The following is a 15,618-nucleotide window of genomic DNA, read 5'->3' on the forward strand; positions in this document are numbered from 1 at the left end:
CTCAAAGTCCCGTCTTTATTATTACAGTTTTGCATGTTTGTTGAAACTTTAACCTGACGTGCCAGTATGTTACTGGCATCGTTCCTGCTCAAGTTTATTGATGCTTTGATTGTACTTGTTCAAAGCGTTGTCGATCTTTTTGGGATGACTTAAGAGTTCGGCAAACGCAGTTCTTAATTCGTAGTTTTGGGAATGAGGTTGAGATTGACGATCATCGAAGGTGACTTTAGCGAGCTGACCGAGCTTATCACTTCTTGAGGTGAGTACCTTAATTTCTTTTTGCTCAAGATTTAACCATGCCTCGACAGGTCTATCAGTGGCAACTTTACTTGGGTCATTGCTCAAATAATAATGTACCGCTTCTCTGTTGAGTTCGAAGTGATTCCTTCGTCCGTTCAAAAACCATTGCCCAACGTCGGTAAGCGCTGGATTTTCTTGTATGGTAAAAGAGACAAGATCTTCATACCAAATTAAAGAAGCATCGACATAACTGTCGTATTTTTTTTCTAAGCACAATGTCTGGTCCGTTTGTGTTTGGTCCGTTTGTGCAAAAGTGGATGAGCTAGCTAAAAGTAGGGCGAAGGCAAAGCGTTTCATTGCGAGTTCCTTTAAGGTCTGACTTCAGGCTATATGGTGTTGTTAACATTTTTGGTGCCCGATTAGTTTATTTTAAGCGTTGGTTTGCTTTAGGTAAATGTTTCATCTCTAACTATTTGAGGCAGTTGTTCTGTTTAAGTCAAAGATACAAAAAAAAGCATTAATACCGGGACCAAAAGACTCAAAATGAATCCACTCACAATGGCGATGGGGACACACCGTATTCCACCAGTCGACTGTATGATAGGAAGGGTAAAGTCCATTGCGGTTGCACCTGCGTAGCCTATTGTAGTGCAAGGGAACCTTTGGATTAACATGGGTATTAAAGCAAGAGCGATCAGCTCGCGCGCAAGCTCCAAAATAAATGAAGCACCACCATAAATGGGACCATACGCATCTCCCATTAAAATGCCGGCTAATGAGTACCAGCCAAATCCAGAAGCCATCGCCATGCCTTGGAAAGGGGCGATTTCTAGCAGTAGCGATGCGATGTAACCACCTATTAGAGAGGTTGAAATCATAGTCGAGGCGATCAGCATTCCGTGTTTGTTGATCAAGATTTGCTTAAGCGTTAATCCACTGTTTCTAAGTTGTATTCCTATCAAGAACAAAAGTAATAGAAGAACAGCTTCACTTGTTTGATCGACCCATTGAAGTGAGAAAAGCGATATTAAGCCAACAGCCAAACCTAAAGAAACAACAAGCATTAACTTGACCGATTCCATCATCATCTTATGTAGAGGCAATGCCGATGCGGTACTTTCGGTTTGGACTGGTAAGTATTTATCTAAAATAGGCAGAGCTAAAAGGTTGGCGAGTCCAATAACAATGAAAAAGGTTGTTGCTATTTTAAGAATGAGTTGGAGGTTACTGGAAAGGTTATCCAGCGCCGCGAGGCTCAACCCCATCAAGAAAAGGATAAAATAGATTAAGTAATGCGTGATTCGGTTGACGTAATCTAAGTGAGATTTTTTGGTGACTGGAAGGAGGTATCCAATCACCAAAGGTGTGAATATCAGAATCATCCCTGAATACATAAAATCCTCGAAATGTCAGAGAGTTCAGAATCCGGTTGAATTCATTATCTTTTTAATTTGACTTTCGAAGTCAGAATCTGAAAGGTTGCTCAGTTCATAGAGTACTTCCGCTCCATCAACATCGAATTCCACTTCGTGCTCGTCTATTCCATCGTCTTCATCTCGGAACATTAGAAGATGGTTTGCGATACGAGCAATGTCCAAATAAGTGATGGGATGAAGTGGTTCTTCAATAGATTTGTTCGTCGCTACCTCAATAAAATCTCGATCAAACCCCCAACTTTGTAACACAAGCTGACTGGTTACAGCGCAGCGAGATTGGAAGATTTGAAGTGCGATGTCGTAGTCAAGGTAATTGCCTCGGTCGAGGTATAAGTGATATTCGTTAACCAGACAGAACACACCGATATCGGCAAGAAGACCGATTAGCAGGGCCTTCTCTGCTTCCATGTATGCGTATTTTTCGCCGTCTTCTGTCGCTTGGAATGAACGAACGACCAGAACCATCGTTGCTGCTAACCTACGAGATACGGATGCGCTATTCGTCAAAACATGATTACATTCTTTATTAAGATTAACCGAGTTTTTTAGTTGTTCGATGGCCTGTGCTGTCACGATATCTCGAACACGAAGAATCCCCAATCGAGATACCGCCGTTTGTAAGTCGGTACAGGTAATATTTCTGCGATTAAAAACGACGGAATTAGCAACACGGATAACCACGGCGGTAAGGCTGGGATCTTCCATTAGGCACTCAGCAATATCTGGAATACCCGTCGTATCCATTGTACAAAGTTGCTGGATTTTCAAGACAGCGTCTGGAATGGGCGGAAGACTGATCTTGCCAGTATTTATGGATTGTTCCACTAATTGAGCAAATTCGGACTCAAGCCCTTGGAGCAGTAACTGGTTGTTATGAGGTAACCAGTAAAATGATAAATGATTCATTTGGGTACTTAGAACAGTCTAATATGAACCTCATTTTAGCGTGCTATCCATAGGTCGCGCAACAAAACGAACAAGAAAAAAAGTCCAGTATTTCAGTATATAAAGGTTGAATAAATCGAGCACCTACGATGTTTATAATGCACTTAACTATACTAGTTGCATTAAAATGTGATGCATGTTGGCTTTTTTGCTTATTGATCCAGAGTTACTGTGAGCAACATCTTAACTTATTTCATTCGGTTAAGTATGCGGTTTCATAAAGGTAAATTTCATCATAAACTTCGGGTCACATTTCTAATTTTGAAGTGTTTTTTGTGACCGTATATTTGGTTGCATCTCTAAAGTCGGTATTTATTTAATATTCGACGCTTGTGTATTGATCGGGGGGTTAACACATAAGTTTGGAGGTTAAAGAACATGAAGGAATCAATGTTCTATGATTTTGTTGATCAGTTTGGTAGTTATCAGAAACGATCAATGTTCGGTGGAATTGGCTTATTCAATGAAGGAGCGATGTACGCACTAATTACTGATGAAACAATTTTTATTCGAGGCGGCGGAAACCTAGACAAGAAATTGACAGAGCTTGGATGTGAAAAATATAAGCATGTTAAAAAGCAAACAACAGCAATTGTTAACTATTATGATATTACTGACTTGTTTGACACCATGCACAAGGAGCTGGAAAGCATCGTTCGAGCATCTATAAATTTCTCTAAACAGCAAAGAGCGTTTCAAAAGTCTAAAGACAGCAGAAGGTTGCGTGATCTTCCAAATATGCAATTAACCTTAGAAAGAATGGTGAAAAAAGCTGGCGTAGAAGACGTCAGTACTTTTATGCGGTTAGGTCCTGTTGATGTATTTAGACGTGTTAAGCAAACGTATGGCGGCGAAGTGGATATTCGTTTGTTATGGAAATTTGCTGGTGCAGTAAAAGGCTGCCATTGGAAACTGATTCAAGAGCAGCAAAAGGATGAATTGCTTGCATTGTGTCAGGAAATATAAAAATTGAATTAGCAAAAAGGCTCGCACCAGCGAGCCTTTTTAATATCTTAGTTATTATTAATGGTGTCATGAGTGGCTTCAATGTGTGATAAGAAAAGTAACACTTAGATAGAGTATCAATTAGATAGTTTATTAATGGCGTTATCTAAACGACTGACCGCATCTAGACCAATAATTCGTTTCTATCATTTAATATTACTGAAATAATGACAGCTATACTTATTTCTGTTTTCTTTGTCAATAGGGTATTAATAAGTGAGCCGGATTCTATGAGGTAATGTCTACCACTGATAATTTAAGATTTTAAGGTGATAAGTTTTAGTTTTGAGATCCAAATTGGATTTTAACTCTTCGTATTTACAAAGAGACATATTTACAAAAGAAAAGATACAGTTAAACGCTTGTTTGAAACTTGAAGTTGTTCACTGTTTTCAAATGTTAAATTAGTGTTAAATCCTGCATTTATTCAATATATTGGATTTTTAACTATTAATTTTTGCAATCAATGGGTTTAATCTCTTTGCGTTGTTCTGAGTTTAGGGGAACGTTTGCTTTATTCATGAATTTGATACCAAGTATCCCATTCATAGAATATAAATATAATCGAATAAGGTAGTTTCAGATCTAGTCTAGTAGGAACCATTATAAGAATAGCTCAGCCTCGCTGCTCGCTGAAGTGAGGAGGTACTGGGATATTGATGTTCAATTTAGCTCCGTCTAACGACATACTATAGTGCGTGAATGACATTTTTATGACGGAGAAGCAAAAGACTCGGAGAAGGTCGGTACGTGTTATCTTATTTTTTACGTCGCTTAGGGCTTGTTATTCCAACTTTTCTAGGAATAACCATTTTAATTTTCGCGATTACACGGTTTGTTCCTGGTGGTCCTGTTGAGCGAATGCTTGCGAACATGCAACCACAAGGAGACAGTGCGTCAACATCGGTAGCGGGTGACAGTTCTGCCTTGTCGGAAGCGCAAATGGCAGAATTGAACGCCTTCTATGGATTGGACAAACCTGTACTAGAAGCTTACGTTGATTGGCTGAGTAAGCTTGTTGCCCTAGATTTTGGCGAGTCAACTCGTTACTACGAACCGGTCACCGACATGATCGCTGAGAGATTGCCAGTATCTCTGTTTTACGGCGGTATGACGTTCTTCATAAGTTATTTTATATCGATACCGTTAGGTTATTACAAAGCTCTCAAGCATGGCAGTGTGTTTGATTCGTCTTCTTCAATTCTTATTTTTCTTGGATACGCCTTACCAGGATACGTAGTGGGCGTGTTGCTGATTACATGGTTTAGCTACAACTTAGAGTGGTTTCCGATGGGGGGCTTCGTTGGAGATGATTTTGACGATTATGAAACGGTATACGAGCGTGTCAAAGACATCATGTGGCATGCAATTTTACCTTTGATCTGTTATCTCATTGGTGATTTCGCCACGCTCACCATGACCATGAAAAACAACCTCATGGAAAACCTTTCTTCAGATTACATCCGCACAGCGATAGCCAAAGGTTTACCGTTTCAAAAAGCGGTAAGAAAGCACGCGTTACGCAATAGTTTGATTCCAATAGCCAGCCATTTTGGTAACTCCTTGTTGTTCTTTATGTCTGGTTCTTTTTTGATTGAAGTGATTTTTAACATCGATGGCATTGGCTTGCTTGGGTATGAATCCATTATGGAGCGTGATTATCCAGTCGTAATGGGAATTGTCGCCATCAATGCTTTAATGCTTTTGGTTGGTAACATTGTGTCGGATATTTGTGTTGCGTTGGTCGACCCGCGTGTGAAGTTTGGAGCGTGATCATGTTGAATTTAACGCCTTTAACAAAAAAGAAAATCAAACGTTTTAAAGAGATTAAACGTGGCTATTGGTCATTCCTAATCTTATCCGTATTACTTGTAGCGTCTCTATTCGCGGAAGTGTTTGTTAACAGTAAAGCACTGGTTGTTAAGTATCAGGGAGAATGGTTTTTTCCTGTTGTTAGCGATGTTCACCTTGCTGAAACGTTTGGGCAGACCCACTCAGGTGAAGCCAATTACAGAGAGTTGGCTAAATCTCTTTCAACGTCCGATAATGGCGATTTTGTTCTGATGCCAATGGTTCCTTGGAACCCGTATGAACAAGACTTCAGTGATGATTTCCCACCAACATCTCCTAATGCAGAAACAAAGCATTACTTAGGAACCGATGTCATTGGGCGCGATATTCTAGCTCGGCTGGTTTACGGTTTTAGAATCGCTATGGGCTTTGCATTACTCACAATGTCTATTTCGTACGCGATTGGTACGGCTGTTGGCTGTGCAATGGGCTTCTTTGGCGGAAAGTTTGATCTTTTTGTTCAGCGCCTTATTGAGGTTTGGTCGATGGTTCCTTTTCTCTATGTCATTATGATATTGGTATCGATCACTCAGCCCACTTTTACATTGTTTGTCGCCATTAACGTTTTATTCAGTTGGATGGGCTTGACGTGGTATATGCGAACCATGACGTATAAAGAGTCTGCTCGTGAATATGTCATGGCTGCAAGAGCATTAGGTGCGAGTACTTCAAGAATTCTGTTTAAGCACATTTTACCAAACACAATGGTCATGATTGTTACTCTTGCTCCGTTTACCATTGCAGCAAACATTACCGCTCTTACGGCTTTGGATTATTTAGGGTTGGGACTGCGCCCGCCAACACCAAGTTGGGGTGAATTGCTGCAGCAGGGCAAATCTAATTTGGACTCACCATGGATTGTATCGTCGGTTGTTACGGCAATAGTATTAGTACTTATCATGGTGACCTTCATTGGAGAAGCGATTCGTGCTGCTTTTGATCCGAAGAAATTTACTCGTTACGTATAACTAGAATAATGAAATAGGGAATGTTTATGAAAAAATTAGTCATGGCTGCGTTGCTCTCTGCAACAGGATTTGCAGCACAAGCAGCCACGCTGCCAGAAGGGTTAACATGGAAAACAAACTGGGATGAGCCTTTGATTGGTTCAGAAGAAGCTAAGCGAGGTGGGACCTATAGAACGCACCTTCTCAGTTTTCCACAAACGTTACGTAGTGTCGGACCCGATTCCAATTCAGGGTTGCGTTCATACTTTCTAGACAGTGTTCCGTCACTGGTTGGGCAACACCCCGACACGTTAGAGTGGATTCCTGACTTAGCAAATGAATGGGCGTTTGCGGGTGAGAACAAAACGGTCTATTTCAAGTTGAACCCAGAAGCTGAGTGGTCTGATGGTGAAAAGGTAACGGCAGACGATTTTGTTTTCATGCTAAAGTTCTTCCGTTCAAAAGATATTGTTGCGCCTTGGTACAATACTTACTACACAGAGCAAATTGCTGATGTTGTTAAGATTGACGAACACACAATCGCTGCGGTATCTGCCATAGAAAAAAATCCAGATGAACTACTGCGTATGCTCGGTAGCCTTCGCCCTAGACCAGAGCACTTTTATAAGCCTTCCAAGGATGAAAACGGCGATGGTATTGACGATGACTTTGTCCGAAAATATAACTTTAAAAGTGAGCCTACTACCTACGCCTATTATTTAGACAAAGTGGAGAAAGGGAAAAACCTCACCTTTAAACATGTTGGTGATGATTGGTGGGGATACAGCAATCGGTATTACAAAAACCGTTTTAACGTAGACAAAATTCGCTTCAAAGTGATTCGTGATATCGATATTGCGCGCAAACACTTTGAAAAAGGAAATTTAGACGCATTTAGTGTCATTCTTCCTGGAATTTGGCACGAGAAAACCAATACGGAACCCTACCAAAAAGGTTATATACACCGTTTTTGGGGCTTCAATGAATTGCCTCAAGGTGCTGGTGGTTTGTGGATTAACTCAGCAAAAAATCACTTAAATGACATCAATCTGCGTCAGGGCATAATGTATGCAACTGATTATGATGGGATGATCGAAAAAATTACTCGTGGTGATTACTCCCGCAAACCTCATGCGATGGGCTTTGGTCACGGAAAGTACGATATGCCAAATCCCATGCCGCCTAAATTTGACCCTGAGTTAGCAGGTGAATTCTTTGCTAAAGCAGGATTCGACAAAATAGGGGCTGACGGCATTCGCGTTAATGCACAAGGCGAACGATTGAGTTTTGCCATTACTTACGGCTTCAACTCTTGGACTCCTCGAATCGCTTTTCTTAAAGAGCAAGGCAAAAAAGCCGGTATTGACTTTACGTTAAATTTGGTTGACGGATCATCCGCATTTAAGTTCATTTTAGAGAAAAAGCATGAACTAGCGTTTATCAATATGGGAGGGGGAGAGGTTCCAGCTTACTGGGAATACTTCCATTCCGCTAATGCAAATAAACCTCAAACGAACAATCATACAAACTTTAGTTCGCCCGAGCTAGATACGCTGATCATGCAGTACAGAAAAGAGTTCGATGTTGTTAAGAAGCAGGAGCTCTCTCATCAAATTCAGCAAAAGATTACCGACGCTCACGTAATCGTACCGGGATACATGGTTCCTTATACTCGTGAGGCGTACTGGCGTTACCTGAAATACCCAGAGCAAGCGATGAATCGTTTTACCGATAGCATATTCCCAATCGATCGTGTGGTAGGTCTTCACACTTTCTGGATTGATGAAGAAGAAAAGAAAGCGACAAAGAAAGCCGCAAAAAGCGGAAAATCATTCGAGCCAGTAACGGTCATGGATACGCGCTACAAGCTTTAGTCAGGAGAAGTGGTATGTCCGCGGAAACAATATTAAGTGTCAGAGACCTAGAAACGGAATTTACGACCGACGATGGTGTTGTCAAGATTTTGCATGGGGTCAATTTTGATGTAAAAGCGGGTAGAACACTCGGTATCGTTGGTGAATCTGGGTGTGGCAAGAGTGTCACATCCATGTCCATCATGGGGCTTCTTCCGAAGCCTTATGGTCGAGTTACTAAAGGTAAGATATTGTACCGCGGAACTGATCTTGTGACGCTTCCCGCTGAAGAAATGCACAAAATGCGTGGGGATAATATTTCGATTATTTTCCAAGACCCAATGACCGCGCTAAACCCAGTTCATACGATTGGTAGGCAGTTGAATGAAGTTCTGGAGTTGCATCGTCCAGAACTTTCTAGAGCAGAAAGGAATGCTTACTCGCTTGAAATGCTTGAAAAAGTACGCATTCCCATGCCTGAAAAGAGGTTAAATGAATACCCACATAACCTGTCTGGTGGAATGAGGCAGCGTGTCATGATTGCAATGGCACTCGCTTGTAAACCCGACATTCTGATTTGCGATGAGCCAACTACAGCACTCGATGTAACGGTGCAAGCTTCGATACTTGAACTTATGCGCGAACTTCAAGAAGAAACGGGAATGGCGATGATATTCATTACCCATGACCTCGGTGTTGTTGCTGAAATATGCGATGACGTAGCCGTCATGTATGGTGGAAAAGTTGTCGAATATGCCGACGTGTTCGATCTATTCGACAATCCTCAGCACCCTTACACTGAAAGATTGATGGGTTTAATGCCAAGCTTAGATGATGAACCAAAGCAACCGATTGAAATAAAACCCATTGATATCAATGCGTTTCCTGAGTTTAGAGGCTGATGGCTGTGATGGATGAAGTACTAAGAATTGTAGATCTAAAGCAGCACTTTGTGTCTGGAAAAGGCATTTTGAAGAAGGGCTATACCGTTAAAGCGGTAGATGGTGTCTCGTTTTCTGTTGCTCGTGGTGAAACTTTGGGGCTAGTGGGAGAATCTGGTTGTGGGAAAAGTACGCTTGGTCGAACGATATTAAAGCTGTTTGAACCTACGGAAGGAAAAATCTTCTTTGAAGGGGAAGATATTACTAAGCTCAGTTCACGACAAATGCGTCCTTTGCGTAAAGACATGCAAATAGTCTTTCAAGATCCGATGGAATCTCTTAATCAGCGACATACTATCGGTATGATTTTGGAAGAACCTTATATTATTCATGGTGTGGGAACAAGCGAGGAACGTAAAAACTGGGTATTGGAATTACTTGAAAAAGTAGGATTGCCAGCGAACTCAATAGAACGTTATCCTCATGAATTCTCAGGCGGACAGCGACAGCGTATTGGTATTGCTAGAGCGATTGCGCTAAAGCCAAAGCTCCTCATTTGTGACGAGTCCGTATCTGCGCTGGATGTGTCTGTGCAAGCTCAGATCTTGAACTTATTGCTCCGATTACAGAAAGAAATGAATCTTGCCATGATTTTTATATCACACGATCTCTCTGTGGTTCGTCATGTATCGGACAGAGTAGCGGTCATGTATTTTGGCAAAATTGTTGAGTTAGGTAATGTAAAAGCGATATATGATAACCCTCAAGCGGACTATACTAAAACGCTTTTATCTGCCATACCAATTACACACCCTAAATATCGTGAGTACAAAAACAAAAAATCGTTTCTAAAGAGTGGAAATGAAAAATTATTAATAGATGGTTAAAAATGTTTACATTTAAAGGATGAAGTGACTCGAATATTAATAAATAGATACACTCTAAAAGATGAACTTTATCCCAATTTAAGAGATAGTAAGCATTAGGTTCAATACCTATCAAATTGAATGTAGTTTGTTCATACGGATAATCATCAAACTATATAGCATATCTATACTAACAAAGTCTTGGCTGGGCTTAACTGAGAATAAATACTCATTTATATTGTAAAAGGAATTACAGGACAGGCAGCATATGAATAAACATCAAATCTAATAATCGAATTATTTAGTTATATTTCATAAATTAAAGCTATGAAGATCTCATAGCTACCACGACCATTTATGATGGATATCTGAATAAAATATCAGTAGTTAATGTTGGTTATATTAATACTAACACCCTTCAATGGGTGTGGGATTTCTATGCCTTTTGATTACTGTTGATATTTTGAAGAGTAGCGGCTGAATTAACTTCAGTAAGCCTTTTTATCCCTTTCATTTATAGGGAAGGTCTCGTGCACTTCAAATTTAGGGAAACTAAACAGGAAAAACGGAAACGTTTATGCAGCACACAAATAAATTTGCGTTGCCAAAGCTTGTTTTAATGACTGGCGTTTTAGCCTCGTGTAATGCGTTGGCGGATGAACAAAAGGAAATGAAACAGGAAGAAGCAGCGAACAGTGCCGTTCAGGAAGAGGTGGTCGAAACGCAATATGGGGGTAGCCTTTCGTTTGCTTATCAAACCAATATTTATCATCCCGATGATTATCGTTCCTCACGAGCATTAAACTGGAGCGCTATATTTTCAGCAACAGAAGGAAAATTAACAGCGTTCATAACAACGGGGGCTTATCGAGCTCTTGAGGATAGAACAGGAGACTTCTTTACTGACACCGCAATGGGTCTGTCTTATTCAAGTCTTGGGAAGTTTTGGGAAACGGGCAACGTGGGTATTAGTGGTCAGTTGACCGTACCGACCTCCGAAACCTCTCGTAAACAGAGTCTGAATACCGCATTCAGATTGGCGCTGCCGATCAGTTTTAAGATCTCTGAAGTGGGCTTGTCATTCAGTCCTCGTATTCGGAAGAACTTTCACTCATATAAGACGGCTGGTGGCAGTTCTTTGAGTGAGTGGATCTACTCTATATCTGCTGGCGTCAATTACTCAGTAAATAAGTTCAATTTTGGAGCTTCTTTACTTGGGGGGAACAGTATTAGCTACCAAGGTACAAGACGTAGCAGCTTTACCTACGGCGGTAGCTTATACGGGAGCTATAAAGCCACAGATTACCTTTCTCTGTCACTAAGCGCATCTTCTAATGGTGTTTATGCGGATGCAGAGCGAGGCACTTTAGGCAATATCGACCTATTTAATAGCGAGAAAGCCATTTATGTTGCGACAGCAACATTCTCTTTTTAGGAAATAAAAACAACAACAGGTAGTTACTTATGAATTTTAAGAAACTGAGTTTGGTCACAGCAGTAGGTGCGGCACTAGTAGGCTGTGGTGCTGATGATCAGGCATATGATTATGTCGATAAAGACATAAACCAGTCAGCATTGTCTAGCTTAACAGGAAGTGCTCCAGTAAAAGTAGGCAGCTGTGCAGATTGTTATGAGATACCACTAGAAGGTATATGGATGTTCCAACAGACGTTTGGCGATGTAACCCGCACATCTGACGTTCATCCGTACATGTATGATTTTCTGAATTCGGAAAAATTAGTAAAACTTAAATTTACTGAAGACGGTCTAGTAGCGGAAAAACTAGAAGGTGACATTACGTTCGAAGGGGAAGTTACACGTTTTCCAGGAAGTCACAATGAACCGAGGCTCTTAACCCTAGAAGGCTCATACGAAGCTTATCAGTGTAAAGAAGATTCTTATGGCGACTGTACGAATAAAGAAGAAAAAGTTTCAGATCCAGCCATTCGTTGGTGGCAGAAAACACACTTTACCCCAGAATACGACAAATTAACTGTTCACGATGATCAAACAATATTTGAAGCTTATTTCGATAATCTGATCAATAAAAATGTAACGCATGTTGATTTTGATCCAAAAAATGGTGTTATAAATATTGAGTTTGAACATAACACAGTTGGTGATGGCTTTTATGGAGAGCCAGAGAAAAATACTGTGTTCTACTCTTTGGTGCGACTTGATACGGTAGCTTCACAAGACTACACTCCAGTGCACTATGATCTTCCTGAGCACGATAAGTTTGGGATGTTCAAAACACCTTACGAAAAGCTTGATCCTAATTACATCCAAAACCAAATTGGGTACGAAGGCTATTTCCTTAATCGATTCAACCCTGAAAAAGAGCAAATTGAATACTATTTAAGTGATGAGTTTTTTGTAAAAGATGAATCAGGGAATCTAGCTTATCAACAGTGGCTTGACGCAACAGTTCGAGGTTTTGAGCTAATCAATAAGAGCCTTGAAGATAAATTCTCTCCTAATGGAAGAATTGTCCCTAAGCTAGTATTAGTTAATGCGAACGATACAACCCCAAGTGGTGTGCATGTCGGTGACCTTCGTAAAAACGTTGTCCACATCGTTCCAGAAGCAAGTGATGGCGGTGGCGGTGGCTTAGGTCCAAGTTATGCAAACCCTCTAACTGGTGAGATACTTAATGCCTATACAATAATGTTTCCAGGTAACCTAATGATGTCGACTAATAGACATTGGGACACTTTGGTGAAACATTATAATAAAGGAACGCTAGAACCAGAAAATACTGATAGTTCAACTGACGATGCGGGTGTTGTGTCGGAAGGTGCTGGCTTTAAGGCTTCTACTCAATCGCTAGAACTAGCCGTTCAAGTTAATGATGGCGCAATATCTAGAGAAAAAGCATTTGATGAAGTTTCAAGTTCTGTTTTCACATACGAATATAGTGATGAAGAGAGTATTGATCTACAGCAGGTTAAAAGTGAAGAAGAGACTAAATTGGAGAAGATGATTGAGAATAACATCTACCCAATTGATCTTTATTCAGTTTCATCAGCGGTCAAAAAATCAAATATCACAGAGTTAGACTTTTTCAATCAAGGTTTCTATTTCGAGCAAACTGAAGATGAAATAAATTCAGGTGTTAAGCCAGTTCTAAAGTCTTGGGCTGATTTGAATGAAGCTCAGCGTAATGCAGTTACAGTCGAGATATCGACTCACTACTACATGAACGTATTAGTTCACGAGATTGGACATAACCTAGGGCTGCGACACAACTTTGCAGGTAGTTATGATGGTCATAACTTTTATACCAGCTCTGAGCTAGCCTCAATGGGGCTCGAAGGTACCAATGCAACTTCTTCTATAATGGACTACAACCCTTCAGCATTAAATACTCAACCAGCGTTTGGTCACTATGATAGAGCTGCATTGAGATTCGCATACCAACGTAAAGTTGAGTCGCATGACATTGTTGATGAAGAGGTACTGTCTGATACTGAAGTGGCTACAGCTCTTCGCACATACAGACAGCCAGATGCAGTAAGTTTTGTTGATCTAACTCACAACGATAGTGAAAAAAGAGAAAACCTTAAACTGCAATCAGGTCTATCTAAATTACTACATTCAACTGAGCTGGCTGATTCTGGTCAGGAATTACGTGACTACGCTTATTGTACGGACGGTAAAGGACGCAGACCTTCAGAAACTGGCTGTTTAATCTTTGACGAAGGCAGTAGCTTGACACAGGTTACGGATTACCATGCAGAGCAATTTGAAGATCGTTTTGATGTTTATTCTGAAAGACAAGAACGCGTTGAATTTAATGAAAACCGACGTTATATCTTTAAGTTTTTGAATCTACATCGTTCTTTTGCAAAGATGAACATGGTCCTAGACGATTATTATCAAGAGTTTAGAAGTAACCCTGTATTACCTTCTAGCGTTTGTCCTGACAACATAGCGAACCTTTCTGTTGTGGAGCAAAAGAAATGTGATGCTGCGCAGGCTGCCTATAAGCAAGCGTACTTTTATCTAGATGTTTTGAGAGCACCAGAGAAGTCTTGTCAAGTTGAGCTTGTTGAATATAAATGGAATGATACTGATTCTAAGTTCGAGCAAAGCTATGCTGGCGATACTTATTATGGTTTGTCTACAATGAACTATCTAGCTGGTGTCATTGGAGGTCAGTCTTACACAGGGCAAATGAAGTTGCCTACAAGTTGTTTTGACACAAACCTAGGTGAAGCACTAGCAAGCGGCGTTCAAAATTGGACAAATCCGTCTACAGGTGTACGTTATCAGATTTCTTATCGTATTAAAGGTGAATCTACTCACGGTGAATTCTTCAATAAAGTACGCTTAAGTCAGCGAGCTAGTTCAGAGCGCGCTTCTTCAATCGGATATGAAGTTGATCACTTAGGTTCTTGGATGGACAAACTGGTTGCACTTGAATATCTAGTTCAACCTTCAGGCCTTCGTGGTGTCGACTTTGCTCTGGTTGATTTACCTGGAGTTCGTGAAGAACTAACTGCCTTAGTTGATCATTGGAATCTAAACACGCCATTACCAACAAACAGCGCTTTGACTAATGAGTTCAGCAATGTGTTGAATCCTTATGAAATTGTTAATGCTTCGGGTAACCCAGTTGCAGCGCGCTGGTCCCCTAGATGGAAAACAAAAGAAATTTGGTCAACACCTAGTCGACTAGCGTGGGTATTGAATTACTTCTATGGAACCAACTTAAATGCTGGAACACCATTCCCTAAAGTGATGAATAGTGTTTTGGCGAAATATGACAGTTCTCGTACAGACTCATATAAGCCTGAAGCATATGCAATGAGAGCTAAGGTTGCGGTATATGATTACAATGGGCACATTCCTAATGGATTTGAAGGCATTGAAATATTAGGTAGAACCTATGCCGTCGATACAAGGGAAGACTCTATCTCGTTGGGTAAAACAATGCTTAACTCAGTCAATGATAGTGATGTGTTTAAGTTTGGACAGTTTACTAGTGCACAGCTCGCTGAGTACGTTGAACGTAAAGGTGGAATTGTTGATGTGGCAGTAGGTACATCTGCTAGAGGTGATGATCTTAGAGCTTCTACTAATGTTCAAACACTCCATAACTTAGGTTTAGGTATTGATAAGTTTGCTAATGCCATGCTTTCAAATTTGAACAATGAAAAGCTATTCCTTACTGTCGGTGAACTAAATGCAACAATTGATGCACTTGTAGTGAGCGGTGATGCGACTGATAATGGCGAATGTATCAATCTGGAAGGTTTTGGTTGTTTGAGAAACAGCCAAGGGCAGTTCCACAGACCAGCTATAAATGCGGGTGTTGCATTCAAGAGTATTTGGATTGCTGATGTAGAGCTAGCAAATGAAACTGTCCAATATCTAACACGCTATACCTCTGAACTTTCTCGCCTTTCCAGCACATATGGTTCACTTTTTGGAACGAGTGATAAAGAGTTACAGGAATACATTGCATCTCCTTTACAACGAGAGTCTATGCGTCTGAAGGCAATTGATAGTGCCGGACTTCGAAATCTAATTATCATTGATGAAAATGATAGAGTTTCTAATTTCTAGTACTTTCGCAGCATAATTAACTA

Annotated in this window: 11 protein-coding genes; 8 read left to right on the forward strand and 3 right to left on the reverse strand. The window is 40.5% G+C overall.

Annotated features, from left to right (window positions below; translation table 11 throughout):
- Positions 1 to 69: 69 nt before the first annotated feature.
- From HC752_RS06360 to HC752_RS06370, 3 genes are all read right to left on the reverse strand, one after another.
- On the reverse strand, positions 70 to 597 hold the full coding sequence (locus HC752_RS06360; protein ID WP_190334297.1) for a hypothetical protein: 528 nt from the start codon (positions 595 to 597) through the stop codon (positions 70 to 72).
- 134 nt (positions 598 to 731) lie between these two features.
- Entirely contained in the window at positions 732 to 1,634 is a 903-nt protein-coding gene (locus HC752_RS06365) for a lysine exporter LysO family protein (RefSeq protein WP_190334298.1), read from the reverse strand.
- Between the two features lie 24 nt (positions 1,635 to 1,658).
- The gene (locus HC752_RS06370) at positions 1,659 to 2,582 is read right to left on the reverse strand and encodes an HDOD domain-containing protein (RefSeq protein WP_190334299.1); all 924 of its coding nucleotides are present in this window, start codon (positions 2,580 to 2,582) and stop codon (positions 1,659 to 1,661) included.
- A gap of 417 nt (positions 2,583 to 2,999) precedes the next feature.
- On the opposite strand from HC752_RS06370, the gene HC752_RS06375 reads away from it, so the two are divergent.
- The 8 genes from HC752_RS06375 (at position 3,000) to HC752_RS06410 (ending at position 15,595) form a co-directional block, all read left to right on the forward strand.
- Positions 3,000 to 3,587: a TfoX/Sxy family DNA transformation protein gene (locus tag HC752_RS06375; protein ID WP_190334300.1), complete on the forward strand. Its 588-nt coding sequence runs from the start codon at positions 3,000 to 3,002 to the stop codon at positions 3,585 to 3,587.
- 789 nt (positions 3,588 to 4,376) lie between these two features.
- Entirely contained in the window at positions 4,377 to 5,399 is a 1,023-nt protein-coding gene (locus tag HC752_RS06380) for an ABC transporter permease subunit (protein ID WP_190334301.1), read from the forward strand.
- Between the two features lie 2 nt (positions 5,400 to 5,401).
- Positions 5,402 to 6,445 carry an ABC transporter permease gene (locus tag HC752_RS06385; RefSeq protein WP_190334302.1) on the forward strand — a complete coding sequence of 348 codons (1,044 nt, stop codon included), beginning with the start codon at positions 5,402 to 5,404 and terminating at the stop codon, positions 6,443 to 6,445.
- Positions 6,446 to 6,471: 26 nt separating this feature from the next.
- Positions 6,472 to 8,298, forward strand: a complete 1,827-nt coding sequence (locus HC752_RS06390; protein WP_190334303.1) for an extracellular solute-binding protein — start codon at positions 6,472 to 6,474, stop codon at positions 8,296 to 8,298.
- Positions 8,299 to 8,312: 14 nt separating this feature from the next.
- Positions 8,313 to 9,179, forward strand: coding sequence for an ABC transporter ATP-binding protein (locus HC752_RS06395; protein WP_190334304.1), 867 nt, complete (start codon positions 8,313 to 8,315; stop codon positions 9,177 to 9,179).
- Between the two features lie 8 nt (positions 9,180 to 9,187).
- A complete protein-coding gene (locus tag HC752_RS06400) occupies positions 9,188 to 10,045 on the forward strand; it encodes an ABC transporter ATP-binding protein (RefSeq protein ID WP_190334453.1) in 858 nt (285 codons plus the stop codon).
- Between the two features lie 556 nt (positions 10,046 to 10,601).
- Positions 10,602 to 11,459 carry a hypothetical protein gene (locus tag HC752_RS06405; RefSeq protein WP_190334305.1) on the forward strand — a complete coding sequence of 286 codons (858 nt, stop codon included), beginning with the start codon at positions 10,602 to 10,604 and terminating at the stop codon, positions 11,457 to 11,459.
- Positions 11,460 to 11,488: 29 nt separating this feature from the next.
- The gene (locus tag HC752_RS06410; RefSeq protein ID WP_190334306.1) at positions 11,489 to 15,595 is read left to right on the forward strand and encodes a zinc-dependent metalloprotease; all 4,107 of its coding nucleotides are present in this window, start codon (positions 11,489 to 11,491) and stop codon (positions 15,593 to 15,595) included.
- Positions 15,596 to 15,618: the final 23 nt, after the last annotated feature.

The organism is Vibrio sp. S9_S30 (assembly GCF_014694455.1).
Taxonomy (GTDB): Bacteria; Pseudomonadota; Gammaproteobacteria; order Enterobacterales; family Vibrionaceae; genus Vibrio.

Bases quoted from the DNA above. Each gene is read 5' to 3' on its own strand.
- HC752_RS06360 (WP_190334297.1), bottom strand. From the start codon at position 597: ATGAAACGCTTTGCCTTCGCCCTACTTTTAGCTAGCTCATCCACTTTT.
- HC752_RS06365 (WP_190334298.1), bottom strand. From the start codon at position 1,634: ATGTATTCAGGGATGATTCTGATATTCACACCTTTGGTGATTGGATAC.
- HC752_RS06370 (WP_190334299.1), bottom strand. From the start codon at position 2,582: ATGAATCATTTATCATTTTACTGGTTACCTCATAACAACCAGTTACTG.
- HC752_RS06375 (WP_190334300.1), top strand. From the start codon at position 3,000: ATGAAGGAATCAATGTTCTATGATTTTGTTGATCAGTTTGGTAGTTAT.
- HC752_RS06385 (WP_190334302.1), top strand. From the start codon at position 5,402: ATGTTGAATTTAACGCCTTTAACAAAAAAGAAAATCAAACGTTTTAAA.
- HC752_RS06390 (WP_190334303.1), top strand. From the start codon at position 6,472: ATGAAAAAATTAGTCATGGCTGCGTTGCTCTCTGCAACAGGATTTGCA.
- HC752_RS06395 (WP_190334304.1), top strand. From the start codon at position 8,313: ATGTCCGCGGAAACAATATTAAGTGTCAGAGACCTAGAAACGGAATTT.
- HC752_RS06400 (WP_190334453.1), top strand. From the start codon at position 9,188: ATGGATGAAGTACTAAGAATTGTAGATCTAAAGCAGCACTTTGTGTCT.
- HC752_RS06405 (WP_190334305.1), top strand. From the start codon at position 10,602: ATGCAGCACACAAATAAATTTGCGTTGCCAAAGCTTGTTTTAATGACT.
- HC752_RS06410 (WP_190334306.1), top strand. From the start codon at position 11,489: ATGAATTTTAAGAAACTGAGTTTGGTCACAGCAGTAGGTGCGGCACTA.